Source organism: Pseudomonas sp. B13(2017) (assembly GCF_002113245.1).
In the GTDB taxonomy this organism is placed as follows: domain Bacteria; phylum Pseudomonadota; class Gammaproteobacteria; order Pseudomonadales; family Pseudomonadaceae; genus Aquipseudomonas; species Aquipseudomonas putida_Z.
In genome coordinates this window covers 106395-133186 of record NZ_NEJX01000013.1, presented here as the reverse complement: position 1 = coordinate 133186, position 26792 = coordinate 106395, and the positions used below count along the sequence as shown (strand labels likewise).

Here is a 26792-nt window from a genome sequence, read left to right as displayed (position 1 = left end):
AGAAGTTCATGACCCGCCTCGAGCCTTCGCGCGACTACGCCGAAACAACCCTGTCAGGCTTGGCCGCTCTGATTGCCAAACATGTTCCTGGTACGGGTGACTTAGTGACTCGTTTGCCCGCGCTGAGCCTGCATCGCAGGGCCTCGCCGACTGACCCCATGCCCTGCATCTATGGCTTGGGCCTTGGCGTTGTTGCGCAGGGGAGCAAGCAGGTCATGCAGCAGGAAGCGGTGCTGCATTACCAAGCGGGTCAGGGCATGTTGACCAGTATCGACCAACCGGTGGTGTCCCACGTTTCAGTGGCTTCAGTCGCAAAACCGTTTCTGGGCTTGATGCTGACGCTTGACCCCAACCAGGTCATGCGAACTGTCTCTGACCTGCAACTGCCGCCACCGCCAAAGGAAAGCACGCACCAAGCGATCGTCATCGCCGAGCTCGACAGTGATGTAGTGCGAGCACTTGAGCGCCTGTTGAAACTGCTGGATGAACCCGTACTGTTTGATCATCTTGCTCCGTTGGTCCTACAGGAAATCATCGTCCGATTGCTCGTCGGTCAGCACGGCATAGCGCTGCGGCACCTGGTCGCCGCAGGCTCTCCAATGCAGCAGATTTCCAAAGTCGTTGCCTGGTTGAAGCAGAATCTGGCGGAACCCATGCGAATCGACGACCTGGCTGAACGTGTGCATATGAGTCCGTCGACCTTCCGTCAACATTTCCGCACGCTGACCGGCGTAAGTCCTTTGCAATTTCACAAGCAACTGCGGCTGCAGGAGGCCAGGCAACTGATGCTGAACCAGCATCTGGATGCAGGGCAGGCGGCTGGAATGGTTGGCTACGAAAGCGCCTCACAGTTCAGTCGCGAATACAGCAGGGCGTTTGGTGCTCCCCCGCAACGAGACGTTCGACGTATGCGCAGCATGACTTGAGTTCAGTGCAATAGGCAATCACTGCACTGCCGTTCATTAACCCAAACATCGCTGTCGCTGAGCTTTTGGCCAGCAATAGCATGCGTTCAGCCTGAATCATGCATTTTCACACGACTGTGCAATCTCCTTGGAACGTGCAAGCAAGCCGACCGATTAGGCAAAAATCCGAGTCTGCCCGTTCCTATACTTGTCTCCAACGAAGGGCAGAAGCGCTGCCCACTTGGAGGCAACACCATGCAAGACATCCAGTTCAACAACCGCAACATCGTGATGGCAGGCAACCTCTACCTGCCGCCAGCATTCTCTGAAAGCCAAAAATATCCCGCGATCATCACCGTTCACCCGGGCGGCGGTGTAAAGGAGCAAACCGCAGGCACCTATGCACGCTTGCTGGCCGAGCAAGGTTTCGTAACCCTGGCGTTCGATGCCTCCTACCAAGGAGCGAGCGGCGGCGAACCGCACTTCCTGGACGAGCCGATGAATCGCGTCGCTGATGTCTACAGCGCTGTTGATTACCTGGCCACCCTTGGCTTCGTCGATGCCCAGCGCATCGGTGTGCTGGGCATTTGTGCCGGTGGTGGTTTTGCCGCCAAGGCGGCCTCGGTCGATCGCCGCATCAAAGCGCTGGCTACCGCCAGTGCGGTTAACGTAGGTACGGCCACGCGCAAAGGCTGGGAGGGCAAAGGGTCCATCAACGACTTGTTGCCGGTGCTCGACGCACTGGCAGGTCAGCGCTCGGCCGAAGCAGCTGGTGCGGAACCGGTGTATGCCCCTTATGTTCCGCAATTGGGTGATACCAGTGCCCCGCGGGACCTGCAGGAAGCGGCCGATTACTACCTGACGCCTCGCGCCCAGCATCCCAATGCGCAGAACAAGATGCTGATGAACGGCCTCGGCGCCTGGGTCGCCTTCGATGCCTTCGACCTGATCGACCAATTGCTGACCCAGCCCACGCTGGTTATTGCGGGCAGCGAAGCCGGCTCCCTATGGCACAGCCAGGAGCTGCATGCCAAGGCGCTGGGGCAAAAGGAACTGGTGGTGCTTGACGGTCTGGCGCACATGGACCTGTACGACGGCCCAGGCGTCGATACGGCCATGACGCACCTGACGCCGTTCTTCCAGGCCAACCTCTGATTGTGCCGGGCGGCACCGGACCAGGCGCCGCCATCTACCCCATGAAGATTTCAGGATCGACAGATGAAAAACGTACTGGTAATCGGTGCCTCCGGGCAGATTGCGCGCTGGGTCGTGGCCATGCTGGCCGGGCGTGAGGACGTAAAACTAACCCTCTATGTGCGTGACGCCAGCAAACTGCAAGACCCTGTTGCGGCCAATGCTTCCGTCATTGAAGGTGACGCGCTGGACTCACGCGCCCTGGTTCGCGCCATGGTTGGGCAGGATATCGTCTACGCCAACCTGGCGGGTGATATCGATGAACAGACCGACCGCATCATTGCCGCCATGCACGCGGCAGGCCCCAGCCGCCTTATCTTCGTCAACTCACTGGGCATTTATGACGAGATTCCCGGCAAGTTCGGCGAGTGGAACCGCCGTGAAATCGGCCAATACCTTCCCCCATACCGGCGATCGGCCGATCTGATCGAGGCCAGCGACCTGGACTACACCATTCTACGTGCAGCCTGGCTCAGCGACCACGATGAAGTGGATTACGAGACCACTGGCCGACATGACCCTTTCCAGGGCACCGAGGTTTCCCGCAAGAGTGTTGCGGCACTGATCGTTCGGATAATCGAGACGCCCAGTTGGCTGTCGCGTGACAACGTTGGCGTCAACAAACCCGGCAGTGACGGCGACAAGCCGGCGTTCATATAACCCACTGCCCCCTGTGTATACGACCTAATTGGAGAATCCCATGAGCGATATCACTGTCAAGCACGTCAATTACCAGAACCTGGGCTGGCAAACTGCAGCGGATCTGTACCTGCCGCCAGGCTTCGATCCCTCCAAGCAATACCCCGCGATTGTCAGTACCCATCCAATCGGAAGCTGCAAGGAACAGACCGCCGGTAACGTCTACGGCGCTGGCCTGGCACGAGAGGGCTTCGTGGTCATCGTCTTCGATGCCAGCTTCCAGGGTGCCAGCGGCGGCGAGCCTCGCTTCATGGAAGATCCGTCGATTCGCGTGTCCGACATCCGCTATGCCATCGACTACCTGGTGACGTTGCCCTACGTCGATCCGGCGCGCATTGGCGCCCTTGGTATCTGTGGCGGTGGCGCTTACACGGTGCATGCCGCCATAACTGACCACCGCATCAAAGCGCTGGTATCGATCACCGGGGTCAACTTCGGCCGCCTGATTCGTGAGGGCTTCAGTAATTTCCAGCCGGTAGCAGCGCTACAGGCCATGGCCGCTCAACGCACCGCCGAAGCTCAAGGTGGCGCTCGGCACGTGATCAACTACCTCCCAGGATCAGTGGAGGAGGGTCGTTCAGCCGGGATTACCGATATCGATGTGCTCGAGGCGACCGAGTACTACAAGACTGCACGTGGGCAACAGCCCAATGGCGCCACCAGCGGTCTGTTCTCGTTCAACAGCGCAGCGTTTGGTTGGGATGCTTTCCTGCATGCCGAATCGCTGTTGACCCAGCCATTGCTGGTGGTCATTGGTGACAAGCCAGGCGGTTTCGGGGCCTACCGCGATGGTTGGGAAATCTATGGGCGGGCCGCGTCTTCCGATAAGCAGATTTATGTCGCTGAAGGCTGGTCGCATTACGACCTGTACGACAAACCGGAGCCCGTGGCGCTGGCTATGGCTCAGGCGGTCTCCTTCTTGCGCAAACATCTGTAACAGTGCTGGTGGGCCAGTGTGTCATGCACTGGCCCGCTCAAGCCGAATCTGCCGATTTAGGCAAAATTTTTCATCCCCGCCTTTAGCACGACTTCAAAGCATCCTAGACAAGCCTGGATTTTGAAGGGGTAGCTTGCCAAAAATTCAAACAGATCGAGCAAGTCTACCGTTGGAATAGGCAAAGTCGGCTTGACCTTCGTCCTTATACTGGCTTCAACATTTTCAACGTCTGGCAGTTACCGCCAGAGGAGCAAACCACGATGAACGATCAACGCCTACAACGTCGTGTGGTGCTATTCAACACTTACAACAGTCATTTCGCCCCCGAGTACATCGCGGCGTTTCGTGATCGCGTCATGGCACAAGGCGCCAGCAGTTTCGAGCACCGTTCGGTGCTACGCGGGCGCATGACTCGGCAGCTCACTCGCGAACAGATGTTGCGACGCATCGATCAGGACTGGTTGCCCGCGAACGCGACGCCAACCCCCACCCACTGACCTGCCAACGTTTACCGAGGTAGCCCATGAACGCGCCTTTCGAACCCTCGCGGCCGTCTGTTACTAACAGTCGCGCCCTGGCCGCGGCAATTGCCCGCATCGCGCCATCCGACGGCGACTACGAGACGGCCATCCCCGGCCTGACCTTGCACCGGCGCCGCGCGGTGACCCAGCCGATGCACTGTATCTATGGCCTGGGGCTGGGGATTACTGCCCAGGGCGAGAAGCAGGTGGTGTTGGGTGACCAGGTCCTGCATTTCGGGCCGGGGCAATCGTTGCTGACGGCCGTCGATCTGCCGGTGGTATCCACTGTGGTCCAAGGCAGCCACGCAGAGCCGTTCCTCGGCCTGATGTTGCACCTGGCCCCCCAGGACATCCTGCAACTGGCTACCGAACTGCGTCTGCCGTCACCCACCCGCGATTGTGGCTTCTGCTCGATGGCGGTGGAGCCATTGACCGATGGGCTGCTGGATGCAGTGCTGCGCCTGGTGCAGTTGCTGTCGGACCCTGTGCTGTTTCCCTACCTGGCGCCATTGATTCAGCGTGAGATCGCTTACCGTCTGCTGACCGGCCCCCATGGTGCCCAGCTGCGCCACCTGATCAACCAGGGTGCGCCCAGCCAGCAGATCGCCGGTGCCATCAACTGGCTGAAGCGCCATTTCGCCGAACCGCTGAAGATCGAGCAACTGGCCGCCAGTTGCCACATGAGCGCTTCGACTTTCCGCCAGCACTTTCGCACGATAACCGGCTTGAGCCCGCTGCAGTACCAGAAGCAATTACGCCTGCAGGAGGCCCGCCAATTGATGCTCACGCAGAACCTGGATGCAAGCGTGACTGCCGCGCGGGTCGGCTATGAAAGTGCATCGCAGTTCAGCCGTGAGTATGCCCGGCTGTTCGGCGAACCGCCCCAGCGCGACATCCGTCGATTGCGCCTGAACTGAAGTCCCCCGTTGTCATTTGCTGGCACCGCCACGCCAACTCTTTCTGGAACGCACCATGAAACCGAACTACCCCGGCGTCTTTCGTCCTCTGCATTTCGCCAATGGCCTGAGCGTCGACAATCGCCTGGCCATGGCACCCATGACCACTTGGTCCGCCAATCCCGACGCGAGCACCTCCGAACAGGAACTGGCTTACTATCGCCGCCGCGTGCAAGGCGTGGGCCTGGTAATCACTGGCTGCACCCATGTGAGCGTCGAGGGCATCGGCTTCGATAATGAGTTCGCCGCATGGGACGATCATTTTTTGCCTAGCTTGCGGCGCCTTGCCCAGGCCGCGAAAAGTGGCGGGGCGCCCGCAGTGCTGCAAATCTTCCACCCGGGCAGCAAGGCCATAGCGGAACAAGCGCCAGATGGCGAAATCGTCAGTGCCAGTGCTGTCAGGGCGCCCGCGGGGCCGTTCAACAGCGGTGATGTAACACCGCGGGCGCTGACGCAAGCGCAGATCCTCGGTTTGGTAGAGGCGTTTGCCCAAACTACCCGGCGCGCCATAGAGGCAGGTTTCGATGGTGTGGATTTGCATGGAGCACACGGCTTTCTGATTCAGAACTTCTTGTCGCCGGCCTTGAACCAACTAAACGACCAGTGGGGAGGCTCGCTCGATACCCGTACCGAGCTGAGCTTGTCGAAGCTGAGCTTGCCGTCCGGTTTCGGGTACTCGATTTTCTGCGAGTCGGCCGCCAGCTTCAGGCAGGCGTAGTCTGGCTTGGTGTCGTGCAGGGTGAACGGCAGCTTGCCGCCGAACCAGTTCTGGTCCACGTAGTTGAACGCGCCACCGAGCAACTGCCCCATCAATGCAGCCTTGAAACAATCCTCGGCTGTAGCGCCTTCAGGCAGTGCATCCATGCAGCGGTTGATATGCCGTACCGCACGTGGCCATCCTGACCACACGGGCCGAGTTGGGTCCATACGCGGCGGTGGATTGTGGTGGCTTCATCAGCGCCTTCCTGCTTGCAGCCCAGGCCCACGGTGTGGCCACCGCGCCACAAGCGGCATTGGCACGGCATGCCCGGTTCATTCGTGACTACTTTGGGACAGCCGAGGATTGTCCCATGGTCTGCGGCATCTCTTTCGGCTACGCCGATAGCGAGCACCCCGTGAACAGCTTCCGCACCAGCCGCGCTGCACTGAGCGAAGTGCTGCGGATCGTCTGAGTGGTAACGGGCGGGCATGATCGTTAACTGGCCAGTGGAATGAAAACCTGATCCGGCGCTTCACTCGCCAGCTGAATGCCCAGTTGGGCAAGCTCCAAATGCAGTGCCTCGCCATGGGCGCGCACATCCCACTGGGTGTCTGGCGCCTGCGAGCTGCTCTGGTGGGCTATCGCTAGGCGCAGCTGTTCGTTGGTTGGAAAGAACACCGTGAATCCATTGCCTTTCCAGGCCGTGGTGGTGAAACCAAGGTGGCGGCAGATATTGACCTTGGCCAGCGCATCTTCGCGGTCGGCCTGCCGCGAGGCGTCGATCAACTGAAGCAAGGCGGGTGGTGGCAGCCCATCCGAAGCGATCAAGGGCTCCCCATCCATCTGTGACCATGCCGTTGTCGGGCACTCCTTGGTTGCCGGGTTCAGTACGATGAACGGATTGACCTCCATCGGATAGATTCGGCATACCAGTGGTCGCTCGGTGTAGATCCCGCATCGGGTATCGGCGAGTTGGTTGGGGCAGCCCTGCAGATTGGCCGCCGCGAACACCGCAATGACCTGAATGTCCGCCGAACCGGAGCGCGCCGCCGCTGAGCGAGCGTGGTTATGCCGGTATTCTGGAGATTGCTCGTTGGCACCCAGGGTGGAAAATGCCTCCAGGAGCACGACCACATCATCGCCACGGGCCAGCCAGGCTTCGGTTTCCGCGAGGGTCAGGGGTACGAAGCGTCCCTTGCAGCAAGCGCCGCAGCCGGCAATGCAGTCGAAATGTACAGGGGAGTTCATGGCGCGTTTTCCGAGGCAGTTGGACAACTGCATGCTACGAAGCCGGCCATGGCTTTCCTTGCCCGATTCCACGAGCTTCTTGCACAAATGAAACGAGTGCGATAGTGGGCAGCAGGATCAGGCATGCAGCTCGTTGAATTGGGCAAACCCGTTTGAGTGACCGTTTTTATACTGTCTGCTCAACCACTGCGCCCGCACGAGGTCTGCAACTTGAAACGCCCTTCACTGATGCGCACACCGATTCTCGAATACGGCGACTCTCCCCAATCTCGCGAGGGGCGCTTTCACAATCTGTCACCGCGCCCTGCAGACATGCCTGAACCCGACGCCAGGACGATCTGGAACGCGCTGTTCAACAAGCCAACGTTCACGGTGCCGCGTGCGCCGGTGCCGGTGCTGCAGTTGACCCGTGCACAGCTCGATGCTGCGCCGCACGCCAGCTTGTTCCGCCTGGGGCATTCCACGGTCCTGTTCAAGCTGGGCGAGGGCTGGTGGCTGACGGACCCGGTGTTTTCCAAACGTGCCTCGCCATTCACGTTTGCGGGCCCGAAGCGGTTCCATGCACCTCCTTTGTCCCTGGATGAGCTGCCACCGATTCGAGGCGTTATCCTTTCCCACGACCACTACGATCACCTGGACCGGGCGACGATCAAGGCACTGGCGCCCAAGGTGGAGTGCTTTCTCACGCCGCTGGGTGTTGGCGACCGGCTGCTGGCCTGGGGTGTGCCGGCAGCCAAGATTCATCAGTTCGACTGGTGGCAAGGCATCGAGGTGGGTGGCTTGCGCCTGACGGCGACACCCGCGCAGCATTTCTCCGGCAGGGGGCTGCGAGATGGCAACCGCACGCTGTGGTGCTCGTGGGTGATCCAGGCAGCGGAGTTGCAGATGTTCTTCAGTGGCGACACTGGCTATTTCGATGGCTTTGCCGAAATAGGGCGGCGTTTCGGGCCGTTCGATGTGACGCTCATGGAAACGGGCGCCTACGATGAGCACTGGCCCTATGTGCACATGCATCCTCGGCAGACCGTACAGGCCCACCTGGACCTAGATGGAGGCTGGTTGCTGCCGATCCACAACGGCACGTTCGACCTTGCACTGCATGCTTGGTACGAACCCTTTGAGCAAGTGCTGGAGTGGGCAGGGCAGCAAGGCGTTCCTGTGGCTACCCCCAGAATGGGTGAGCGGGTCGACCTGCGCTCGCCGCGTGCGGGTGAGCGCTGGTGGCGCGAAGTGGTGAATAAAGAGGAGCAGCCCAAGGCACGCGGATGCCGAATGCGCTGGGCGAACCAATACGGCTGCTGACTAGGCGAGGGCCCTGCGGGCGCGGGGAACCTGCCCCCGCAAAGCCTAGGCACGTGCTTAGGGGACCAACGGGTCGATCAGCACAGGCACCACATTATCGAAACGCTCGAGTTGCAGTATGTCGTGAGTCATCCTATCCACCACCGCATCGGGCAATGGCAGCACAGAGTAGGGGACGCACAAGCGGAACTTGTCGATGAAGTCTTGCTCGCTGAAGGGGTTGAGTGGATGGCCCTTCAAATAGGTATAGGCATTTTCCAGCACTCTCCCGTCCCTAAGAAAAGTCGTCAAGTGGGCCCCCACTACTTGGATGCCAAGGTGCGCACCTGGCTGGATTTCCTCAAGGAGCAACTACCGTTGTTGTTTGCCGAGCACCAGCGGGTGGTGGATGATCACCGGTATTGGCGTTGAGGATAATTGCCTGAACAGGTTAGGTGCCTGACTTGATCTTGGTCCAGAGACGGGTCCGCACGCGTTCGAGCCGCAGAGGCAAGGTCTCCAAAGGGTACAAGGTATCCATGACCGCCTTGGTCGGGTACAACGTCGGATTATCACGCAATTTGGCATCGATCAGGGTATTGGAGTCTTTGCTGCCATTCGGGTAACCGACATAGTTGGAATTCCGGGCGGTGATCTGCGGCTCCAGGATATAGTTCATCAGCACGTATCCTTGTTGCGGGTGTGGCGCGTCCTTGAGCAACACCATATTGTTCATCCATATCGGTGCGCCTTCCCGCGGTATGTTTTAGGCGATCTTGATACCATTTCCTGCCCGCTCGGCCGTCTGTACTGCGCTGTACACTGAACCACTCCAACCAATCACCGCGCAGATTTCGCCGTTGGCCAGGTCGGTGGGGAACTTCGAAGAATCGAAGTAGCGAACATAGGGCCGGACTTCACGTAGTAACGCTTCGGCCTTGTCGTAATCGGCCGGGTTCTTGCTGTTGGGCGAAAGACCCAGGTAGTGCAAGGCAATGGGGATGATTTCCACTGGTGCATCGAGCATTGCCACGCCACATTGGCTGAGCTTACTGATATTTTCCTTTTTGAAGAGCAGATCCCAGGAGTCCACGGGGGCATTCACGCCCAGGGCCTTGGACACCTTGTCCACGTTGTAACCGATACCTGTGGTACCCCACATATAGGGGACGGCATAACGATTGCCAGGGTCGTTCACTTGCAGCTTTTGCAGAACTTCGGGTGCCAGGTGTGACCAGTTGGGTAATTGCGAGCGGTCCAGCGGTTGTAGCACACCTGCCTTGACGAAGTTTGGCAGGAGGTCGTCCGGCACCATGACCACGTCATAGCCGCTACGCCCGGCCATCAGCTTGCTTTCCATCACCTCTGCGTTGTCGAAGACATCTTGAACCAGGCGGGTACCGGTGGTTGTTTCGAGTTCATTGGCCGTTTCAGGCGCAAGGAAATCCGACCAGTTGTACAAGTGCACGGTGGCAGGCTCTGCCCAGGCGACAAGAGCCTGGATACTCAGTAATGAGACTGTGCCAAATTTGATGAGGCGTGAAAGTAGCATAAGGGGCTCCAGGCTGATCATTGCGTCTGGTGGCACAGGGCCGATTCGAGAAGCCCCATTGGTGCGTACTGACACCAGAACATTATGTTTTTATTGCACAACGCGCAGTCAGTATGCGTTTTGCCTGGCAATTTCCTATCCCATCGAAGGGGTAACCCTGGGGGTAGTTACGAATGAAAGACTCGCGTTTCCAGTGCCGTTCACCCGAGGTGAAAGGAGGGCAGCCAGGCGCCCCTGGCTGCGACGCCGATCAGATATCCGTCGCGCAGCAACTGGCGACTGGCACCCGCAGGCAGTCGCCCAGATCGTCATGAAGTAGTAACTGAAGTAACTCGCTGATCAGCGTGGTGGTTGGCCAGCTATTACGCGGATGTGGGTGTGCTCTAACGGGTACTTCAAGACTCAACCTCCACCAGTCCCGGTGTTGGTTTGCAAAAACCCGCTGTCAGCCATGTGAGGTACAACCCACCGCACACCAACCAGGCCACCCCGGCCAATATCACCATTGTGCTCAACAGTGACAGCAGATAGAGGTTAACCCCAATAGCCAGCACCGGAAGCACCACAAACCCTACACTGCTCAGTCGCTGCCTGTGCCGTTCACGCAGGTAATAGGTGATCACACAGGTATTCACCGCTGCGAACGCGAGAAAAGCACCGAAATTAATCAATGATGCGCCTGAACTCACATCCGCGCAGATTCCTATCAGCCCTAGCCCGGCGATCAACAGCAGGTTGAACACTGGTGTGCGCGCCTTGCCTTGCAGTCGAGCGAAGTAGCGTGCAGGTAGCACACCTTCGCGCCCCATGAAATACAGCAACCGGCTGGCGCTGACTTGCACCGCCAGGCAGGAGGCGAACCCGCCGACAATGCCGCCGAGGTTGATGAAGTCAGCGAAAAATTGGCCTCCGACCTCAAGCGACAGTGCATAAGTCGCTGTCTCAGGGTCGGCGAACTGTCCGCCGGGGTGGCTCAGTTGCATCAGGTAAGCCACCGCCGTGAACAACAGCCCGCCCAGACAGATCACTAACAGCACCGCCCGGGGAATATCGCGCTTGGGCTGCTCTGCCTCCTCGGCCAAGGTGGTCACGGCGTCGAAGCCGAGAAATGAATAAGCCGCGATCGCAGCAGCGGCGGTGAGGCCGGTCAGTGTGCTGTGATCGTTCCAGGCAGCGTCGGTGAAGCCGATTTGAGGCTGGCCGGCTACATAGCGCAGGCAGTAACCGATAAACAGCAGTACCAAGGCCACGCTAAGGGATGTCAGCAGCTTGTTCAGGCGGTCGGTCAAGGCCATGCCGCTGACGGTCACTGCCGTGGTCAGGCCAATGTTGATCAGCAGCCAAGCCCAGGTGGGGATCTGTGGAAACTGCGCATTCAGGAACACTGACTGTAACAGCCACGCGACCATGGGCATGAACAGATAAGCCAGCAACACTGCCCAGCCAACCACGAAGCCGCAGCCTGGGCCGAGCAAGCGTTTTGCATAGTAGTAAGCTGAACCGGACACTGGGAACAGGCGTGACAGCTTGGCGTAACTTAGGGCCGACAGCAGCATGGCTCCGGTGGCCAGCAAGAAGGCGCTCGGGGCGATACCGCCACTACGGTCGGAGATGACGCCGAAGATGACCATGGCCAGGCTTGGGCACATGTAGGCCAGGCCAAAGGCCGTCAGGGATGTCAGAGAAAGTTTAGTGGGCGTAGCATCAGGCATGGGCGACCTCTTGCTGCGCACTGGTTATGCCACGGGCCGGGCTTTGAACGAAATGAGCCATGCTTCATCCTCTCTTGTGTTTTTTCTGGGAGGCTGAATTGGAACTCCAAGGCCAGGAGCCGGGGAGTGGTGGGGGCAGGTGAGCGCTTGTGAGCTACTGCCGGCCTAGTATGCGGGGACCGGCAAGTATTTCTATAACGACGAATGATTAACCCGGGGTAATGGCCCCCGGTGACTAGGGCGCAGGTTTCAGGTTGGCCAAGTCATCGCCGGCGAGGAACAACAGCGAGAACAGCTCGCTTTGGGAGTTCACATTCAGCTTGCGATAGACGTTGCGCCGATGGACCTTCACCGTCTCGGCGGACAACTTGAGCTTGTTCGCCGTCTCCTTGTTGGAGTGCCCCGAAAGAATCAGCCTTACCACATCCAGCTCCCGGGCCGTGAGGGCCGACTCTAGCTTGCGGCACGCATCGTCCTGCCTTTGGGCGAGGCGAGGCCCGGGCTTTGCCAGTGTACGTTCGGGCAACTGCTCGAAGTGCAGGCGCTGGCGAAGCAGGCCGATAACCCAGGGGCGCACCAACTCCAGTTGAGCGATGGCCTGGGTGTCGAAGCGTGAGCGCCCACCCAGTGACAGGCACAGCGTACGTCCATCGCCGATTGCCAGGTTGAACTGGACTTCGTCGGCGACCACGTTGTGAGTGAAGTACAAGCGGTAATAGTCGGTCTGCTGAAACTGCTCCGGCGCAACGTCGGCGAGGCACACGAGGCCAGTCAATGCTTGCTCACGGCTGTTGATATAGAAAGGGTCAAGCAGGTACAGGCGATTGGCGTATTCACTCACCAGTGGGTCGATACCCTCATGCTTGTACGGGCTTTGAGCAAAGATCAGCGGCTTGTCGTGGCTGAATAGCAGCGCCACCCAGGTGTCCACTTCCACGAAGTCGGCGAGCACCGTGGCCAAAGTGTGCCAGAAGCTCGGCCGGTCCAGGTGTTCGACGCATTGGCCCACGCCTTGGTGCCACGAAAGATCCTGCAAGTTAAAGCTCATGCCTACCCCCGGGTTAACCCGTCGAAGTGATTGTTTTGTGGGCGATTATTTTCATACTTGCATCACCCTTCGCGAATGTCACCTAGCCCGCGGAAGGGTCGGGCGCAGCGAGATGGACTACCCATGAAGATCGAAGTGGTACAGACGACAACCCGCGACGGCGACACCGCTCACAATCTCAAAGGCATTCTCAAGGCCATGGCCCGGTGTGAGTCGGACACCGATATTCTGATGTTTCCCGAATCGCATCTGACCGGATTCCTTACCGCAGATGATGTGGATTCGCTGTCCGAAACCATTGACGGCGATGCGGTGCAGGCCGTAGTCGTTGAGGCACGCCAGCGCAATTTAGCGGTAGTGTTGGGCCTGTATGAGAATGCCAATGGCACCTTCTACAACACGACTCTTTTCATTGCCCCTGAAGGCATCTTGCTTACCTACCGTAAGACTCACCTGTGGGTGCCGGAACACGGCATCGTGGTACCGGGCGACCGCTTTGCCACCGTTGAATGGCGCGGTGTGCGTCTGGGACTGTTGATCTGTTATGACAGCGAGTTCCCCGAAACCGCGCGCGCATTGAAGGCCCTCGGGGCACAGGTGATGTTGATCACCGATGGCCTGGCCGAGCCTGAGGATCATGTGCATCGGGTGTCGGTAATGGCCCGGGCGATGGAGAACCAGGTGTTCGCAGTGGCCGCCAACCGAGTCGGTGATGGGCCGGATGACAGTGTGTTCGTGGGGGGTAGTCTGGCGGTAGATCCGTATGGCCGAACGCTGTTCGAGGCTGGTCGCGGCGAGTCACGGCACAGCGTGACCTTGGACTTGTCATTGATCGACAAGGCACGGGCGTTTCATGACTATGGCGTCAATCAGCGCATGGTTATGTTGGGGGAGCAGATCGAGCATGCCAATGGCGTACGTGAGTTGATCATTGGCAATACAGTCAATCGGTAGCCTTGATCGGGATGGCTATCAAGAAGGGGACCATCAAATTCACATCTGTGGAGAGGGGCTGGCATCAGGACATCAGTTGTCGGTCAGCTACTTTCCGAATCAATCCTAAGCAGCACCGCCGAGCTGGCCTAGTGCACGCGGATGCAGTTGCCTTAAATGAGAAAATGTATTCGTATTTGCGAGGGAGAAGATGGCGCCTAGGTTAACTGTCGAAACCTTTGAGCGGCGGACAACGACTGAGGCATGGAGCGCTGGCAGCTGGCTGGGCAAGGTAGAGCGCCTCGGCGCTCCTAAGCCTCTGCACCTCGGGCACGATATTTGAACCTTGTATCGCAACATCCGGCCCGCAGCTTTTCCATCAATTGAGCTATCTACTCGGCTACTCGCCGGCAGCCCCGCCCTGCATCGTCAAACCAGCCCACAAGCGCGCATAGGTTGTCGGTGCGGCGAAGCATGAACCTCCACCCGCGGGAGCGGCTTACCCTCCGAGACAAGCGCCAGTACCCCCGGGCGGTCTTACCCATGGCGACGGTCAATGCCGCTTCCGGGAGGACATTGCAGCCTGTTCTGGTCCAGATGGAAAATACATTCATTGGCGTACGCATCGACATTGTATGGCTGACTCATCAGGACAGCTCATTTCGGTATGCCAGCGCGACGCCTTATCATTGACATCCTCGCCCTCTAGACTAAGCGTCTTCTGACGGGCTCACTCGCGAGCCGGCCACGTCGTTACAGATGCCCCCTCAAGCGTTCGTTCAGACCTGCCCCGTCTCGTCTACAAACACGCCCTCGCAGCTTCTTCCCACCGTTCTGCCCGGCCCTGCGCCGTCGGCAAGAAGACTTCGACGCGGATCCCCGGTGTCTGTTCATGGATCACGGCCAATGCAATGGGGCCGATATGCAAAGCGGACACTTCCAGTGTGTAGCCGGTAGGCGTCTTGGTTTTCGAAAGCGAGGTGGCCGGCGCTTGCCACTTGGGCTCCAGGCACTGCACGTACGCCTGCGCGGTCTTTTCACTTTCGCCAGTGAAACCTGTGGAGTGGGACTCCAAAAATCCCCTTGAGCAACCTGACAGTGCCAGGGCTGCGAGGAGGGCTGCGAGTGTTTTCATGGTGTGCGTCCTGTCGGGAAAAGATTACATGTTGGGATAGTTGGGGCCGCCGGTGCCTTCTGGGGCGACCCAGGTGATGTTCTGGGCGGGGTCCTTGATATCGCAGGTCTTGCAGTGCAGGCAGTTCTGCGCATTGATCTGCAGGCGCTTGTCGCCACCTTCGGCCGCGACTATTTCATAGACGCCCGCAGGGCAATAGCGTTGGGCAGGCTCATCGAAAAGGGGCAGGTTGTTGCTGATAGGAAGGTTCGGGTCGGCAAGCCTGAGGTGAACCGGCTGGTCTTCCTCGTGGTTGGTGCTGGAAAGAAACACCGAGGAGAGTTTGTCGAAACTCAGCTTGCCATCCGGTTTTGGATACTCGATCAGTGGTGCCTCGCTGGCCGGCTTGAGGCAGCTGTGGTCAGGGCGGGTGTCGCGAAGGGTGAACGGGAGTTTGCCGCCGAACAGATTCTGGTCGATGAAATTGAAAGCGCCGCCTGCGATCGCCCCAAACTTGTGAAGGGCGGCGCCGAAGTTACGACTGCGCAGTAATTCGTCATGCAGCCAACTGGCCTTGAACCCTTCGACATACTCGAATAGTTCGTCTCCGCTACGTCCTGCCTGTAGTGCTTGCACGACGGCCTCTGCCGCAAGCATGCCCGACTTCATCGCGGTATGGCTGCCCTTGATCTTGGCGAAGTTCAAGGTACCCAAGTCACAGCCGATCAGCGCGCCGCCGGGGAACACCATCTTGGGCAATGCGTTCAGACCGCCCTTGCAGATTGCCCGGGCGCCATAGCTGACCCGCTTGCCGCCCTCCAGGTATTGGCTGATCACCGGGTGGTGCTTGTAGCGCTGGAACTCGTCAAACGGTGACAGGTGCGGGTTGCTGTAGGACAGATCGACGATCAGTCCGACCACCACCTGGTTGTTTTCCAGGTGGTAGAGGAACGAGCCGCCGGGGTTCTCGTCATTCAGCGGCCAGCCTGCGGTGTGCACCACCAGGCCAGGCTCGTGTCGCGCCGGGTCGATGTCCCAGATTTCCTTGATGCCAAGGCCGTAGTGTTGCGCATCGGCCTCACTGTCGAGGTCGAAGCGCTTGATCAGTTGCTTGCCGATATGCCCGCGGCAACCCTCCGCGAACAGCGTGTATTTGCCGCGCAGTTCCATGCCAGGTGTGTAATAGCCTGCCTTGGGTTGGCCTTCACGGTCCACGCCCAGATCGCCTGTGACGATGCCGCAAACCCGGCCATCTTCATCGAGCAGCGCTTCTTGAGCGGAGAACCCAGGGTAGATTTCCACACCCAAGGCTTCAGCCTGTTGTGCCAGCCAGCGGCACAGGTTTCCCAGCGAAATGATGAAGTTGCCTTCGTTGTGCATGGTACGAGGAACGAAGAAACCAGGGACTTTGCTGGCCCGTTCCGCGTCCCGAAGAAAGTAGATATCGTCGCGTTTCACCGGTGTGATTAAGGGTGCGCCGAGTGCTTGCCAATCCGGGAAAAGCTCGTTCAATGCACGGGGCTCGAAGATGGCACCGGAAAGGATATGGGCGCCGACTTCCGAGCCTTTCTCGACCACGCAGACACTGATCTGCTGGCCCGTTTCCAACGCCTTCTGCTTCAGTCGGCAAGCCGCGGCCAGGCCCGATGGGCCGGCTCCGACGATGACGACATCGAACTCCATTGATTCCCGTTCCACTGCTCGACCTCTCTGTAGCGATGTAGCGATTCGATATCCACCCAGGCATGCCCAGGCACGGCTTATTGAGTTGAATGATTCGGCAGGCAATCCGGGAATTCAATTTATGAAACGCCAAGTGGCACTTCCGATTCGTTGAACAGAATCAATGCCGATGCCAGGTCAACAGCGGGCTATGCGTGGCCCTGACGATCGATGAATTGCAATGCGGTTTCACCGAGGAGGCACTTTCGAATTCGTAAATTGAATTGGAAGTTCGCTTGCTGAAACATCCCCTCAAGTCATGAACAGCGACAAGAACAAGGGGATGGCACCATGCCCATCGAGATTGAAAAGCTGCTTGATTATCCGATCCCTGTGGTCCGCCAAACCCTGACCCGACAACAGACGGCGTTCTATGCACTGTCTGTCGGGATGGGTTGCGACCCGTTGGACGAGCGGCAGTTGGGCTATGTCGACTTCCGTCGCGACCTGCACGCCATGCCTTCGATGGCACTGGTACTCGGGCACCCTGGCTTCTGGCTGGGCGACCCGCGCTCGGGGGTGGACCCCAAGTGTGTGGTGCATGGCGAGCAGGAAATTACCCTGCATGCCCCGCTTCCTGTGGAAGGGGAAGTGATCGGCGCGACCAGGATCCTTGGCGTGGCTGATAAGGGGGCGGGACAGGGAGCCTTGCTCTACACGCAAAAAGAAGTGCGTAACGCGCAGAGTGGGCAGTTGCTGGCGAGCACGTTGAGCACGACCTTTCTGCGTGGTGGCGGAGGCTTTGGTGGTGACAGCACGCCACTGCGTGGCAGCCACCAGGTGCCGGACACCGAGCCCGACTTCTGCGTGGACCTGCCCACCCGCCCGGAGCAGGCCCTTTACTACCGAATCAATGGTGACGACAACCCGTTGCACGCAGACCCGGCCGTGGCCCGTGCGGCGGGCTTCAGCCGGCCGATCCTACACGGTCTGTGCACCTTTGGCGTGGTCTGCCACGCCCTACTCAAGACCCTTGGCGACTATGACGCCGGCGCCCTGCGCAGCATGGCGCTGCGTTTTTCCGCACCGGTGCTGCCGGGGGAAACCATTCGCAGCGAGATCTGGCGCGACGGCTCCTTCCGTGCGCGTGTCCTGGAACGTGACGCCCTGGTGGTGAGCAACGGCCTGGCGACATTTGACCCGACCTCCACCCAGAACTGAATTCATTACCAGGCTATCAGGAGACCGAGATGCATTCGTCTGAAGAACGTTTGGAAAACATCCGCATGATCCGCGACAGCGCAGTGGCGTTCGCCCCGGCCAGTGAGCTGGCTCGGGTGCGCGGCCTGCGCTACCAGGTGCCGGGGTTCGACGGTGCGGTATGGCGCGAGATGGCCGATAACGGCTGGCTGGGCCTGTCGTTACCCGAGGCCCAGGGCGGTATTGGCCTGGGCATGGCCGAGTACTGCGCCTTGCTGGAAGTGTTCGGCGCCGCCTTGCTGCCCGAGCCCTTCGTGCCGGCGGTGCTGGCGGCGCGCCTGCTCGATGGCGAGCAACGGGCTGCGCAGCTGAGCGGCGAGCGCCTGCTGCTGCCGGCCTTGCAAGAGCAGGTCGACAACCTGGAGGCCACCGAAGGCGGCACCCGCCTGCACAACGGCAAGGTCCGGGGGCGCAAGCTGTGCATTCCCATGGCCGCTGGTGCCGACGGCTTCCTGGTCAGCACCCCCGATGGCCTGGCCCTGGTGGACGCCAAGGCGCCCGGTGTGGAGCTGGAGATCATCACCACCCAGGACGGCGGCCATTTCGGCCACCTGCACCTGAACAACGCCCCCGCTGAAACCCTGCCCCTGCAGGCCCAGGCCTTGTCCGACGCCCTCGACGAAGCCGCCCTGGGCACTGCCGCCTACTTGCTGGGCGCTGCCGAACAGGCGTTCACTCTGACCTTGGACTACCTGCGCACCCGCAAGCAGTTCGGCCAGACCATCGGCAACTTCCAGGCCCTGCAGCACCGCGCCGTGGACCTCAAGCTGCAACTGGCTTTGTGGCGCGCCAGCCTGGAAGCGGCGGCAGCGACGTGCGATGCCGGCGCGCCCGCCACCCAACGTCGTGCGGCCGTTTCCCGAGCCAAGGCCCGTGCCGCCGACGCCGCCTTGCTGGTCACCCGCCAGGCGGTGCAGCTGCATGGCGCCATTGGTTACACCGACGAGTGCGACGTCGGCCTGTACCTGCGCAAGGCCATGACCCTGGCCAACCTGTATGGCTCATCCGACCAGCACCGTCGCCGTTACGACGCCTGCATGCCACGCCTGGCCAGCGCTTGAGGACACGACCATGAATGAACAACCACAACTGCCCGATTTCAACGCCCTGAGCGACGACGCATTTCGTCAGACGGTCCGCGAGTTCTTGCACGAGCATTTCCCGGAAGAACTGCGCGACCTGCCCAAGCGCCTGCACTGGGAGGAGGTCAAGGACTGGTACATGACCCTTTCCGCGCACGGTTGGCTGTGCCCGGGCTGGCCGCGTGATTTTGGCGGCATGGGCCTGTCTGCCGCCAAGCAACTGATCTACACCGAGGAGTTCGAGAACCACGGCGTGGCCCGTACCCCGGACCACGGCATCATGCTGCTCGGCCCGCTGCTGATCCGCTACGGCTCGCCCGAACAGCAGCAGTATTTCCTGCCGCGCATCCTCAGCGGCGAGCACATCTGGTGCCAGGGCTACAGCGAGCCGAACGCCGGCTCCGACCTGGCCAGCCTGCGCACCGAGGCAGTCCTGGACGGTGACGAGTGGGTGATCAACGGCCAGAAGATCTGGACCACGCTCGCCACCGACGCCGACTGGATCTTCATGTTGGTACGCACCGACAAAGCGGCCAAGAAACAAGAAGGCATCAGTTTCGTGCTGGTGCCGATGGACAGCCCCGGTGTGACCGTACGGCCCATTCTCAACCTCGACCTGCACGACGAGTTGTGCGAGGTGTTCTTCGACGACGTGCGCGTGCCCAAGGCCAACCTGGTCGGCGAAATGAACGCCGGCTGGACCATGGCCAAGGCGCTGCTGGGCTTCGAGCGGATCTTCCTCGGCTCGCCCAAGCAATCGGCCAATGCCTTGACCCGCCTGGAAGTCCTTGGTGAGCACCTGGGCCTTCACGACGAGCCGGGTTTCCGCGACCGCCTGACTCGGCTACGCCTGGACCTGGACGACCACAAGCTGCTGTTCGAGACCTTCGCCGAGCGCCTGCGCCGTGGCGAGAACCTCGGTGCTGACGTGTCGTTGCTCAAGGTGCACCAGACCGAGCTGTTCCAGCGCATCACCGACTACATGCTGGAGATTGCCGGGGAATACGCGGCGTACCTTGAGCCGATCGAAGGCAACGGCAACCTCAATCCTACCGGCCTGTTCCTTCAGGCGCGTCCCGCGACCATCTACGGCGGCAGCTCGGAGATCCAGCGCAACATCCTGGCCAAGGCGATGCTCGGCCTGTAACCGAACGACGGAGAGAACGACATGCTCGACAACAAAGTAGTGGTAGTCACTGGTGCCGGTGGCGGCATCGGCCGCGCCATCGCCGTGGAAATGGCACGTGCCGGCGCCTCGGTGGTGATCAATGACGTGGGCGTGTCGCTGGGCGGTGAGGGCGGCTCATCCACCCCGGCCCAAGAGACGCTGAAACTGATCGAAGGCTTCGGTGGCCGCGCAGTGATCAACACCGACAGCGTCGCCGACTGGAGCGGCGCGCAGAACATCATCACCTGCGCCATGGACAGCTTCGGCCGCATCGATGGCGTGGTGAACAACGCCGGGATCATTCGTGACGTGATCTTCCACAAGATGAGCGTGGAGGACTGGCAGTCGGTGATCAACGTGCACCTGAACGGCAGCTTCTACGTCAGCCGTGCTGCCGCCGAACGCTTCCGTGCACAGAACAGCGGCGCCTTCGTGCACATGGTCAGCACCTCGGCGCTGATCGGCAACGTCGGCCAGGCCAACTACTCGGCGGCCAAGCTGGGGATGGTGGCGCTGAGCAAGTCCATCGCCCTGGACATGCAGCGTTTCAACGTGCGCTCCAATTGCCTGGCGCCATTCGCCTGGAGCCGGATGACCAGCGCGATCCCCGACAGCACCCCGGAAGAAAAGGCCCGGGTCGAGCGCCTGAAGCAGATGACCCCGGAAAAGAACGCCCCGCTGGCGGTGTACCTGCTGTCGGACCAGGCCAAGGACGTGAACGGCCAGGTGTTCACCGTACGTCGCAACGAAATCTTCCTGATGAGCCAGAACCGCCCGGTGCGCTCGGTGCAGCAGGGGGAAGGCTGGACCGCCCAGGCCATCGCCGAGCACGGTATGCCGGCATTGTCAGGCTCTTTCACTCCGCTGCAGGTCAGCGCTGACGTGTTCTGCTGGGATCCGGTTTAACGAATTTCATGAGGTCGAGTTTTATGAATGCCACACACGCCCAAGAGCGCTACCAGGACATTCGAGAGGGTGTTCGTGCCCTGTGCGCGGAATACCCAACTGAATACTGGCGCAAGATCGACGAGGAAAAAGGCTTCCCGGAGGCGTTCGTCAAGGCCATGACCGAGGCGGGCTGGTTGTCCGCGATGATCCCGGAGGAATACGGCGGCTCGGGCCTTGGCCTGGCCGAAGCCTCGGTGATTCTGGAGGAGGTCAACCACTGCGGTGGCAACTCCGGCACCATCCATGGACAGATGTACAACATGTTCACCCTGCTGCGTAACGGCAGCGAGGAGCAGAAGCGCTATTACCTGCCCAAGCTGGCCAGCGGCGAACTGCGTTTGCAATCGATGGGCGTGACCGAGCCAACCACCGGTACCGACACCACCAAGATCAAGACCACCGCTGTGCGGCAGGGCGACAAGTACGTCATCAATGGGCAGAAGGTGTGGATCTCCCGGGTGCAGCATTCGGACCTGATGATCTTGCTGGCCCGTACCACGCCGTTGGCGGAGGTCAAGAAGAAGGTCGATGGCATGTCGATCTTCTTGGTCGACCTGCGTGAGGCCATTGGCAATGGCTTGACCGTGCAGCCCATCGCCAACCTGGTCAATCATGAAACCAACGAGCTGTTCTTCGACAATCTGGAGATACCTGCCAGCAGCCTGATCGGCGAAGAGGACAAGGGCTTCCGCTACATCCTCGACGGCTTGAATGCCGAGCGCACGCTGATCGCCGCCGAATGCATCGGTGACGGTCGCTGGTTCGTCGAGAAGGCCAGCCAGTATGCTCGCGACCGTGTGGTGTTCGGTCGTCCCATCGGCCAGAACCAGGGCGTGCAGTTCCCGATTGCCGAGGCCCATATCGAAATCGAGGCGGCCGACCTGATGCGTTGGCGTGCCTGCGAAGAGTATGACAGCGGCCGCAATGCCGGCGCCGCCGCCAACATGGCCAAGTACCTGGCGGCCAAGGCCAGCTGGGAAGCCGCCAACGCCTGCCTGCAAACCCATGGTGGTTTTGGTTTCGCCAACGAATACGACGTGGAGCGCAAGTTCCGCGAAACCCGCCTCTATCAGGTGGCGCCGATCTCTACCAACCTGATTCTCAGCTACGTCGCCGAGCACTTGCTGGGCATGCCGCGTTCCTATTGAGGCCATGATCATGAGCGATAACGATCTGGGCCAACTCCAGGACTGGCTGGGGCGTCAGGAGCGCTGCGAGGCGATCATCACGCCGCAGATGCTCGACGCCTATCGGGCTACGTTGGCACCGCACTTGTGGGAGTCCGAGGGTGCTGCACCGCCAGGCTTGCACTGGTGCCTGGCGCCGAGCCCGGCAACAGCGAGCATGGCGGAGCTGGGTGAAGATGGTCATCCACGCCGTGGTGGCTTCCTGCCCCCTATATTGCTGCCACGGCGTATGTGGGCCGGTGGTGAGGTGGAAACCTTGGCGCCATTGCCCATCGGCAAGCCGATCCAGCGGCTGTCGACCATTCGCGACATCCGTTTCAAGGAGGGCCGCAGCGGCAAACTGTGCTTCGTCACCGTCGAGCATGAATTGTCCTGCGAAGGCGTGCTGGCCATCCGCGAGCGGCAGGACATCGTCTACCGTGCGCCGGCCGAGCCGGGCGCCGCGCCTGCGGGCGGACCAGAGCGCGTGGGCGAACTGGAGCACTGGGTCGAGACCCCGCCGACTTTGCTGATGCGCTACTCGGCACTGACTTTCAATGCCCACCGCATCCATTACGACTTGCCCTACGCCACCGAAGTGGAGGGCTATCAGGGCTTGGTGGTGCACGGGCCATTGCAGGCCAGCCTGTTGTTCAACCTGGCAGCCCGGCACGCAGGCCGAGTGCCTGCCCGCTTTGCCTATCGCGGGCAGGTACCGCTGATCGCCGGGAAGGTATTCCGCGCGGCGGTGTCCTGGAAAGAGCAGGGCGATAGCCTGCAGGCCTGGACCCAAGATGCTGATGGCAACCTGAATATGGAGGCAAGCGCATCATGTTGAGTGAATACAGAGCCCCGATAGCCCCATTGTTCGTCCCGGGCGACCGTCCTGAACGTTTTGCAAAGGCGGCTAACAGCGGCGCTGATGCAGTGATCCTGGACCTGGAAGATGCCGTCGCGCCACAGTCCCGAGAACTGGCTCGAGAGGCTGTAGCCAACCATGGCATTGACAATGTACCGGTCATCATCCGGATCAACGCAACAGCCAGCGCACATTTCAAGGCCGACGTGGCCGCGCTTCGCGACACACATTTCGATGCACTGATGTTGGCCAAGGCTGAAACCCCAGCAGATGTCCGTCTGGTGCATGCGTTGTTTGGTCGTCAGGTGCCGGTAATTGCGCTTGTAGAAACTGCCGCAGCCTATGAACACCTGACTTGGCTGATGCTTGAGCCTGGCGTTGTGCAAGCGGCCTTCGGTTCACTAGACCTGGCCCTCGATCTGGGTTGCCAGCCAAGCCGTGAAGCATTGGCGTATTTCCGTGGTGCATTGCTGCTGAAATCTTGCCTTGCTGGTTTGCCTTCGCCGATTGATGGAGTCACTACTGGTTTTGACGATCCAGCGTTGGTTCACCAAGAAGCTCAGATCGCTGCCGACTTGGGTTTTGGCGGCAAGTTGGCAATCCACCCCCGGCAAGTAGCACCGATTCTGGAAGCCTTTCAACCGAATGCCCAGGCAATCAACTGGGCATGTCGAGTGCTTGAGGCCGCCGAAAATGGCGGCGCCGTTCAAGTCGACGGTGCGATGGTTGATCGCCCTCTGCTCGAACGCGCCCGTCGAATCCTTTCCCGTTCCAGCCCTGTTGGAGAATCCCAAGCATGAAAGTCCTCGTTGCAGTCAAGCGCGTGGTCGATTTCAACGTCAAGGTCCGCGTCAAGGCAGACCAGTCCGGCGTTGAACTGGCCAGCGTGAAAATGGCCCTGAACCCCTTCTGCGAAATTGCTGTGGAAGAGGCGGTAAGGCTGAAGGAACAGGGCATCGCAACAGAAGTGGTGGTGGTGACAGTAGGGTCGAACGCGGCGCAGGAACAACTGCGCACCGCCCTGGCTCTTGGCGCCGATCGCGCCATTCTGGTCGAGGCGACTGATGATTTGAGCTCGCTGACGATCGCCAAGGCCCTCAAGGCTGTGGTCGACAAAGAACAGCCGCGGTTGGTGATCCTTGGCAAGCAGGCCATCGATAGCGACAACAACCAGACTGGCCAGATGCTGGCCGCGCTGAGCGGTTATGCCCAAGGCACTTTCGCCTCCAAGGTCGAAGTAGTGGGTGACAAGCTGAATGTCACGCGTGAGATCGACGGCGGTTTGCAATCCCTTGAGCTCAGCCTGCCAGCGATCGTCACCACCGACCTGCGCCTTAACGAGCCGCGTTATGCATCGCTGCCGAACATCATGAAAGCCAAGAAGAAACCCTTGGAGACGCTGACTCCGGCGGCACTCGGCGTCGCTACGACGTCGACGATCAAAACGCTGAAAGTCGAGGCCCCCGCAGTGCGCAGCGCCGGTATCAAGGTGAAAACCGTGGCCGAATTGATCGAAAAACTGAAGAACGAAGCGAAGGTGATCTGATGGCCGTCCTGGTAATCGCTGAACACAGCAATGGCGTCTTGGGCGCCGCTACATTGAACACCGTGGCCGCAGCCCGGAAAATCGACGACAGCATTGCCGTTCTGGTGGCGGGTCAACACGTCGACCAGGTCGCTCAGGCGGCGGCGCGTATCGATGGGGTCGCCAAAGTGTTGGTCGCCGATGACACGGCCTATGCAAATCTGCTGGCAGAGAATGTGGCGCCGTTGGTGGCGTCGCTGGGTAAAGGCTTCAGCCATGTGCTGGCGCCGGCCACCACCAATGGCAAGAACTACCTGCCACGGGTTGCTGCCTTGCTCGATGTGGATCAGATCTCCGAGATCATCGAGGTGGTCAGTCCGGATACTTTCAAGCGGCCGATTTATGCTGGCAACGCCATCGCGACCGTGCAGTCCTCTGCTGCAGTCAAGGTGATCAGCGTACGCGCCACCGGCTTCGACCCAGTGTCGGCCGAAGGCGGCAACGCAATCATCGAAGTGATTGACGCCACATTCCAGCAAGGCCAGTCCCGATTCGTGGGGGAGCAACTGGCCAAGTCGGATCGCCCAGAGTTGACAGGCGCCAAGATCGTGGTGTCCGGTGGCCGCGGTATGCAAAGCGGCGACAACTTCAGCCTGCTGTACAACCTGGCGGACAAACTTGGGGCAGCAGTGGGCGCCTCGCGCGCCGCAGTCGATGCCGGTTATGCCCCCAACGACATGCAGGTCGGTCAGACCGGCAAGATCGTCGCTCCGCAGTTGTACATCGCGGTCGGTATCTCCGGCGCCATTCAGCACCTGGCGGGCATGAAAGACTCCAAGGTGATCGTGGCGATCAACAAGGACGAAGAAGCACCAATCTTCCAGGTGGCCGACTATGGCCTGGTGGGTGACCTGTTCGAGTTGGTCCCGCAACTGCAAGCCGCACTCTGAGGAGGATCCATCATGAGAAGAGCAGCGATTGTGGCACCCCGGCGTACGCCGGTGGGTGCCTTCGGTGGTAGCTTGCGTGGTGTACCGGTAGAGCGCCTGGGGGCTGAGGTGGTCAAGGCTATCCTGGCGCAGACGCGGTTGAACCCAGAGCGTATCGACGATGTGGTATTCGCCCAGTCCTACGCCAGCTCCGAAACGCCTTGCGTGGGCCGCTGGATCGCTTTGGAGGCGGGCTTGCCGGTGAGCGTGCCGGGCATGCAACTGGACCGCCGTTGCGGCGGCGGCCTGCAGGCTCTGGTCAGTGCGGCGATGATGGTGCAGACCGGCGCCGCTGACGTGGTACTGGCCGGTGGCGTGGAAAGCATGAGCAACATTGAGTACTACAGCACCGACATGCGCTGGGGCTCCAAGGCCGGGTCCGTGACTCTGCACGACCGCCTGGACCGGGGCCGTGAGCGCTCGCAGCCGGAGCATCGCTTCGGCCGTATCTCGGGGATGATCGAGACCGCCGAGAACCTGGCCCGCGAATACGGCATCAGCCGTGAAGCCTCTGACGCCTTCGCCGCGCGCAGCCAACAGCGCGCCGCTGCAGCCTGGGAGGCCGGGCGTTTCGATGCCGAGATCGTACCGATCAGTGTGCCGCAGAAGCGTGGCGAGCCGCTGTTGGTGACCCGCGATGAGGGCGTACGTGGCGACACCACGCTGGAAAAACTGGCCAGCCTGCGCACCCTGAGCAAGGGCGGCACGGTCACCGCGGGCAACGCCTCACAGCAGAATGATGCCGCGGCAGCCTGCCTGGTGGTGGCCGAGGATAAGCTGGACGAGCTGGGCCTGGAGCCGATCGGCTACCTGCACAGCTGGGCGGCGGCCGGCTGCGAGCCGGCGACCATGGGCATCGGCCCGGTGCCTGCGGTAAACAAGTTGTTCGCCCGCACCGGCCTTGGCTTCGAGCAGATGGACCTGGTGGAGGTCAACGAGGCCTTTGCCTGCCAGGTACTGGCGGTGCTCAAGGGCTGGGGCTGGAACGACCCAGACCGACTTAACGTAAACGGTTCGGGCATCTCCCTGGGCCATCCAGTGGGTGCCACGGGCATGCGCATCATGACCTCGGTGCTGCATGAGTTGCAGCGTCGCCAGGGGCGTTATGCCCTGGAGACCATGTGTATCGGCGGTGGCCAGGGCTTGGCCGCTATCTTCGAGCGCGTGGAGCGATAGGCAGAGCACCTGTCGCGATTCACGAAGAACGGTTTGCCACGTGGATGGGCCGATCCTCTGGTCGATACCCATCGAACAACAAAAACAATTACCTGAAATGTCGGGCCCGGTCCTCCTTGTCCTGTGCGGTCAGGGTCGGCCGTGCCTGGCCGGAGGC

25 protein-coding genes and 4 pseudogenes are annotated in these 26792 nt (G+C 60.5%); 21 read left to right on the top strand and 8 right to left on the bottom strand.

Annotated features, from left to right (window positions below; all coding sequences use genetic code 11):
- Positions 1-8 precede the first annotated feature (8 nt).
- The 7 genes and pseudogenes from CAG44_RS17705 to CAG44_RS17675 all read left to right on the top strand — a co-directional run.
- Entirely contained in the window at positions 9-926 is a 918-nt protein-coding gene (locus tag CAG44_RS17705; protein ID WP_085589878.1) for an AraC family transcriptional regulator, read from the top strand.
- 234 nt (positions 927-1160) lie between these two features.
- Positions 1161-2060, top strand: coding sequence for an alpha/beta hydrolase (locus tag CAG44_RS17700; RefSeq protein WP_085589781.1), 900 nt, complete (start codon positions 1161-1163; stop codon positions 2058-2060).
- 63 nt (positions 2061-2123) lie between these two features.
- A complete protein-coding gene (locus CAG44_RS17695) occupies positions 2124-2759 on the top strand; it encodes an SDR family oxidoreductase (RefSeq protein WP_085692635.1) in 636 nt (211 codons plus the stop codon).
- A 40-nt stretch (positions 2760-2799) separates the two neighbouring features.
- Positions 2800-3735 carry an alpha/beta hydrolase gene (locus CAG44_RS17690; RefSeq protein WP_085692634.1) on the top strand — a complete coding sequence of 312 codons (936 nt, stop codon included), beginning with the start codon at positions 2800-2802 and terminating at the stop codon, positions 3733-3735.
- A gap of 260 nt (positions 3736-3995) precedes the next feature.
- Complete coding sequence (locus CAG44_RS17685; protein WP_085589775.1) at positions 3996-4232, top strand: hypothetical protein; 237 nt, start codon at positions 3996-3998, stop codon at positions 4230-4232.
- 26 nt (positions 4233-4258) lie between these two features.
- Positions 4259-5173: an AraC family transcriptional regulator gene (locus tag CAG44_RS17680; protein ID WP_085589773.1), complete on the top strand. Its 915-nt coding sequence runs from the start codon at positions 4259-4261 to the stop codon at positions 5171-5173.
- A gap of 55 nt (positions 5174-5228) precedes the next feature.
- Positions 5229-5786, top strand: a pseudogene (locus CAG44_RS17675) (hypothetical protein); the annotation flags it as partial.
- Between the two features lie 44 nt (positions 5787-5830).
- Here the strand turns inward: CAG44_RS17675 and CAG44_RS29170 are convergent.
- Positions 5831-6019, bottom strand: a pseudogene (locus CAG44_RS29170) (electron transfer flavoprotein-ubiquinone oxidoreductase); the annotation flags it as partial.
- A gap of 83 nt (positions 6020-6102) precedes the next feature.
- On the opposite strand from CAG44_RS29170, the gene CAG44_RS17670 reads away from it, so the two are divergent.
- Positions 6103-6384 (top strand): nitroreductase family protein, encoded by a 282-nt coding sequence (locus CAG44_RS17670; RefSeq protein WP_085589769.1) that lies wholly within the window; start codon positions 6103-6105, stop codon positions 6382-6384.
- 23 nt (positions 6385-6407) lie between these two features.
- Here the strand turns inward: CAG44_RS17670 and CAG44_RS17665 are convergent, their stop codons facing one another.
- Positions 6408-7193, bottom strand: a complete 786-nt coding sequence (locus CAG44_RS17665) for a YkgJ family cysteine cluster protein (protein WP_085589767.1) — start codon at positions 7191-7193, stop codon at positions 6408-6410.
- Positions 7194-7388: 195 nt separating this feature from the next.
- On the opposite strand from CAG44_RS17665, the gene CAG44_RS17660 reads away from it, so the two are divergent.
- Positions 7389-8462: an MBL fold metallo-hydrolase gene (locus tag CAG44_RS17660; RefSeq protein ID WP_170929273.1), complete on the top strand. Its 1074-nt coding sequence runs from the start codon at positions 7389-7391 to the stop codon at positions 8460-8462.
- A 57-nt stretch (positions 8463-8519) separates the two neighbouring features.
- On the opposite strand, the gene CAG44_RS17655 is transcribed toward CAG44_RS17660, so the two are convergent.
- A complete protein-coding gene (locus CAG44_RS17655; RefSeq protein WP_139833407.1) occupies positions 8520-8726 on the bottom strand; it encodes an MmgE/PrpD family protein in 207 nt (68 codons plus the stop codon).
- A 36-nt stretch (positions 8727-8762) separates the two neighbouring features.
- On the opposite strand from CAG44_RS17655, the pseudogene CAG44_RS28165 reads away from it, so the two are divergent.
- Positions 8763-8873, top strand: a pseudogene (locus tag CAG44_RS28165) (LysR family transcriptional regulator); the annotation flags it as partial.
- 19 nt (positions 8874-8892) lie between these two features.
- Here CAG44_RS28165 and CAG44_RS17650 read toward each other — a convergent pair.
- From CAG44_RS17650 to CAG44_RS17640, 3 genes and pseudogenes are all read right to left on the bottom strand, one after another.
- Positions 8893-9993: pseudogene (locus tag CAG44_RS17650) on the bottom strand (polyamine ABC transporter substrate-binding protein).
- Positions 9994-10388: 395 nt separating this feature from the next.
- The gene (locus tag CAG44_RS17645; protein WP_085692632.1) at positions 10389-11705 is read right to left on the bottom strand and encodes an APC family permease; all 1317 of its coding nucleotides are present in this window, start codon (positions 11703-11705) and stop codon (positions 10389-10391) included.
- 235 nt (positions 11706-11940) lie between these two features.
- Positions 11941-12753, bottom strand: coding sequence for a LuxR C-terminal-related transcriptional regulator (locus CAG44_RS17640; protein ID WP_085692631.1), 813 nt, complete (start codon positions 12751-12753; stop codon positions 11941-11943).
- A 123-nt stretch (positions 12754-12876) separates the two neighbouring features.
- Here CAG44_RS17640 and CAG44_RS17635 point away from each other — a divergent pair, with 123 nt between their 5' ends.
- Entirely contained in the window at positions 12877-13707 is an 831-nt protein-coding gene (locus CAG44_RS17635) for a carbon-nitrogen hydrolase family protein (protein ID WP_085692630.1), read from the top strand.
- A gap of 778 nt (positions 13708-14485) precedes the next feature.
- On the opposite strand, the gene CAG44_RS17630 is transcribed toward CAG44_RS17635, so the two are convergent.
- Both CAG44_RS17630 and CAG44_RS17625 read right to left on the bottom strand, forming a co-directional pair.
- Positions 14486-14821, bottom strand: coding sequence for a hypothetical protein (locus CAG44_RS17630; protein ID WP_085692629.1), 336 nt, complete (start codon positions 14819-14821; stop codon positions 14486-14488).
- A gap of 24 nt (positions 14822-14845) precedes the next feature.
- Positions 14846-16498: an electron transfer flavoprotein-ubiquinone oxidoreductase gene (locus CAG44_RS17625; protein WP_085692628.1), complete on the bottom strand. Its 1653-nt coding sequence runs from the start codon at positions 16496-16498 to the stop codon at positions 14846-14848.
- Between the two features lie 315 nt (positions 16499-16813).
- Here CAG44_RS17625 and CAG44_RS17620 point away from each other — a divergent pair, with 315 nt between their 5' ends.
- From CAG44_RS17620 to CAG44_RS17575, 10 genes are read left to right on the top strand one after another with little or no spacing between them, the layout of a single operon-like run.
- On the top strand, positions 16814-17683 hold the full coding sequence (locus CAG44_RS17620) for a MaoC family dehydratase (protein WP_025339163.1): 870 nt from the start codon (positions 16814-16816) through the stop codon (positions 17681-17683).
- Positions 17684-17712: 29 nt separating this feature from the next.
- Positions 17713-18783, top strand: coding sequence for an acyl-CoA dehydrogenase family protein (locus CAG44_RS17615; RefSeq protein ID WP_025339162.1), 1071 nt, complete (start codon positions 17713-17715; stop codon positions 18781-18783).
- Positions 18784-18811: 28 nt separating this feature from the next.
- Complete coding sequence (locus tag CAG44_RS17610) at positions 18812-19951, top strand: acyl-CoA dehydrogenase family protein (RefSeq protein ID WP_085692666.1); 1140 nt, start codon at positions 18812-18814, stop codon at positions 19949-19951.
- A gap of 21 nt (positions 19952-19972) precedes the next feature.
- On the top strand, positions 19973-20878 hold the full coding sequence (locus tag CAG44_RS17605) for an SDR family oxidoreductase (protein ID WP_085589749.1): 906 nt from the start codon (positions 19973-19975) through the stop codon (positions 20876-20878).
- 23 nt (positions 20879-20901) lie between these two features.
- On the top strand, positions 20902-22068 hold the full coding sequence (locus CAG44_RS17600) for an acyl-CoA dehydrogenase family protein (RefSeq protein WP_085589747.1): 1167 nt from the start codon (positions 20902-20904) through the stop codon (positions 22066-22068).
- 10 nt (positions 22069-22078) lie between these two features.
- Positions 22079-22924 (top strand): MaoC family dehydratase N-terminal domain-containing protein, encoded by an 846-nt coding sequence (locus CAG44_RS17595; protein ID WP_085692665.1) that lies wholly within the window; start codon positions 22079-22081, stop codon positions 22922-22924.
- The gene (locus CAG44_RS17590) at positions 22918-23745 is read left to right on the top strand and encodes a CoA ester lyase (protein WP_256573543.1); all 828 of its coding nucleotides are present in this window, start codon (positions 22918-22920) and stop codon (positions 23743-23745) included. The genes CAG44_RS17595 and CAG44_RS17590 overlap by 7 nt, the downstream gene beginning before the upstream one ends.
- On the top strand, positions 23742-24491 hold the full coding sequence (locus CAG44_RS17585; protein ID WP_085692627.1) for an electron transfer flavoprotein subunit beta/FixA family protein: 750 nt from the start codon (positions 23742-23744) through the stop codon (positions 24489-24491). Before CAG44_RS17590 ends, CAG44_RS17585 begins: the two co-directional genes overlap by 4 nt.
- Complete coding sequence (locus tag CAG44_RS17580) at positions 24491-25420, top strand: electron transfer flavoprotein subunit alpha/FixB family protein (RefSeq protein ID WP_085692626.1); 930 nt, start codon at positions 24491-24493, stop codon at positions 25418-25420. Before CAG44_RS17585 ends, CAG44_RS17580 begins: the two co-directional genes overlap by 1 nt.
- 12 nt (positions 25421-25432) lie before the next feature.
- Positions 25433-26635, top strand: a complete 1203-nt coding sequence (locus CAG44_RS17575) for an acetyl-CoA C-acetyltransferase (RefSeq protein WP_085692625.1) — start codon at positions 25433-25435, stop codon at positions 26633-26635.
- Positions 26636-26792 lie beyond the last annotated feature (157 nt).

Bases quoted from the DNA above. Each gene is read 5' to 3' on its own strand.
- CAG44_RS17600 (WP_085589747.1), top strand. From the start codon at position 20,902: ATGAATGCCACACACGCCCAAGAGCGCTACCAGGACATTCGAGAGGGT.
- CAG44_RS17630 (WP_085692629.1), bottom strand. From the start codon at position 14,821: ATGAAAACACTCGCAGCCCTCCTCGCAGCCCTGGCACTGTCAGGTTGC.
- CAG44_RS17700 (WP_085589781.1), top strand. From the start codon at position 1,161: ATGCAAGACATCCAGTTCAACAACCGCAACATCGTGATGGCAGGCAAC.
- CAG44_RS17615 (WP_025339162.1), top strand. From the start codon at position 17,713: ATGCATTCGTCTGAAGAACGTTTGGAAAACATCCGCATGATCCGCGAC.
- CAG44_RS17690 (WP_085692634.1), top strand. From the start codon at position 2,800: ATGAGCGATATCACTGTCAAGCACGTCAATTACCAGAACCTGGGCTGG.
- CAG44_RS17620 (WP_025339163.1), top strand. From the start codon at position 16,814: ATGCCCATCGAGATTGAAAAGCTGCTTGATTATCCGATCCCTGTGGTC.
- CAG44_RS17635 (WP_085692630.1), top strand. From the start codon at position 12,877: ATGAAGATCGAAGTGGTACAGACGACAACCCGCGACGGCGACACCGCT.
- CAG44_RS17685 (WP_085589775.1), top strand. From the start codon at position 3,996: ATGAACGATCAACGCCTACAACGTCGTGTGGTGCTATTCAACACTTAC.
- CAG44_RS17665 (WP_085589767.1), bottom strand. From the start codon at position 7,193: ATGCAGTTGTCCAACTGCCTCGGAAAACGCGCCATGAACTCCCCTGTA.
- CAG44_RS17580 (WP_085692626.1), top strand. From the start codon at position 24,491: ATGGCCGTCCTGGTAATCGCTGAACACAGCAATGGCGTCTTGGGCGCC.
- CAG44_RS17645 (WP_085692632.1), bottom strand. From the start codon at position 11,705: ATGCCTGATGCTACGCCCACTAAACTTTCTCTGACATCCCTGACGGCC.
- CAG44_RS17605 (WP_085589749.1), top strand. From the start codon at position 19,973: ATGCTCGACAACAAAGTAGTGGTAGTCACTGGTGCCGGTGGCGGCATC.
- CAG44_RS17705 (WP_085589878.1), top strand. From the start codon at position 9: ATGACCCGCCTCGAGCCTTCGCGCGACTACGCCGAAACAACCCTGTCA.
- CAG44_RS17590 (WP_256573543.1), top strand. From the start codon at position 22,918: ATGTTGAGTGAATACAGAGCCCCGATAGCCCCATTGTTCGTCCCGGGC.
- CAG44_RS17640 (WP_085692631.1), bottom strand. From the start codon at position 12,753: ATGAGCTTTAACTTGCAGGATCTTTCGTGGCACCAAGGCGTGGGCCAA.
- CAG44_RS17660 (WP_170929273.1), top strand. From the start codon at position 7,389: ATGCGCACACCGATTCTCGAATACGGCGACTCTCCCCAATCTCGCGAG.
- CAG44_RS17585 (WP_085692627.1), top strand. From the start codon at position 23,742: ATGAAAGTCCTCGTTGCAGTCAAGCGCGTGGTCGATTTCAACGTCAAG.
- CAG44_RS17680 (WP_085589773.1), top strand. From the start codon at position 4,259: ATGAACGCGCCTTTCGAACCCTCGCGGCCGTCTGTTACTAACAGTCGC.
- CAG44_RS17575 (WP_085692625.1), top strand. From the start codon at position 25,433: ATGAGAAGAGCAGCGATTGTGGCACCCCGGCGTACGCCGGTGGGTGCC.
- CAG44_RS17595 (WP_085692665.1), top strand. From the start codon at position 22,079: ATGAGCGATAACGATCTGGGCCAACTCCAGGACTGGCTGGGGCGTCAG.
- CAG44_RS17695 (WP_085692635.1), top strand. From the start codon at position 2,124: ATGAAAAACGTACTGGTAATCGGTGCCTCCGGGCAGATTGCGCGCTGG.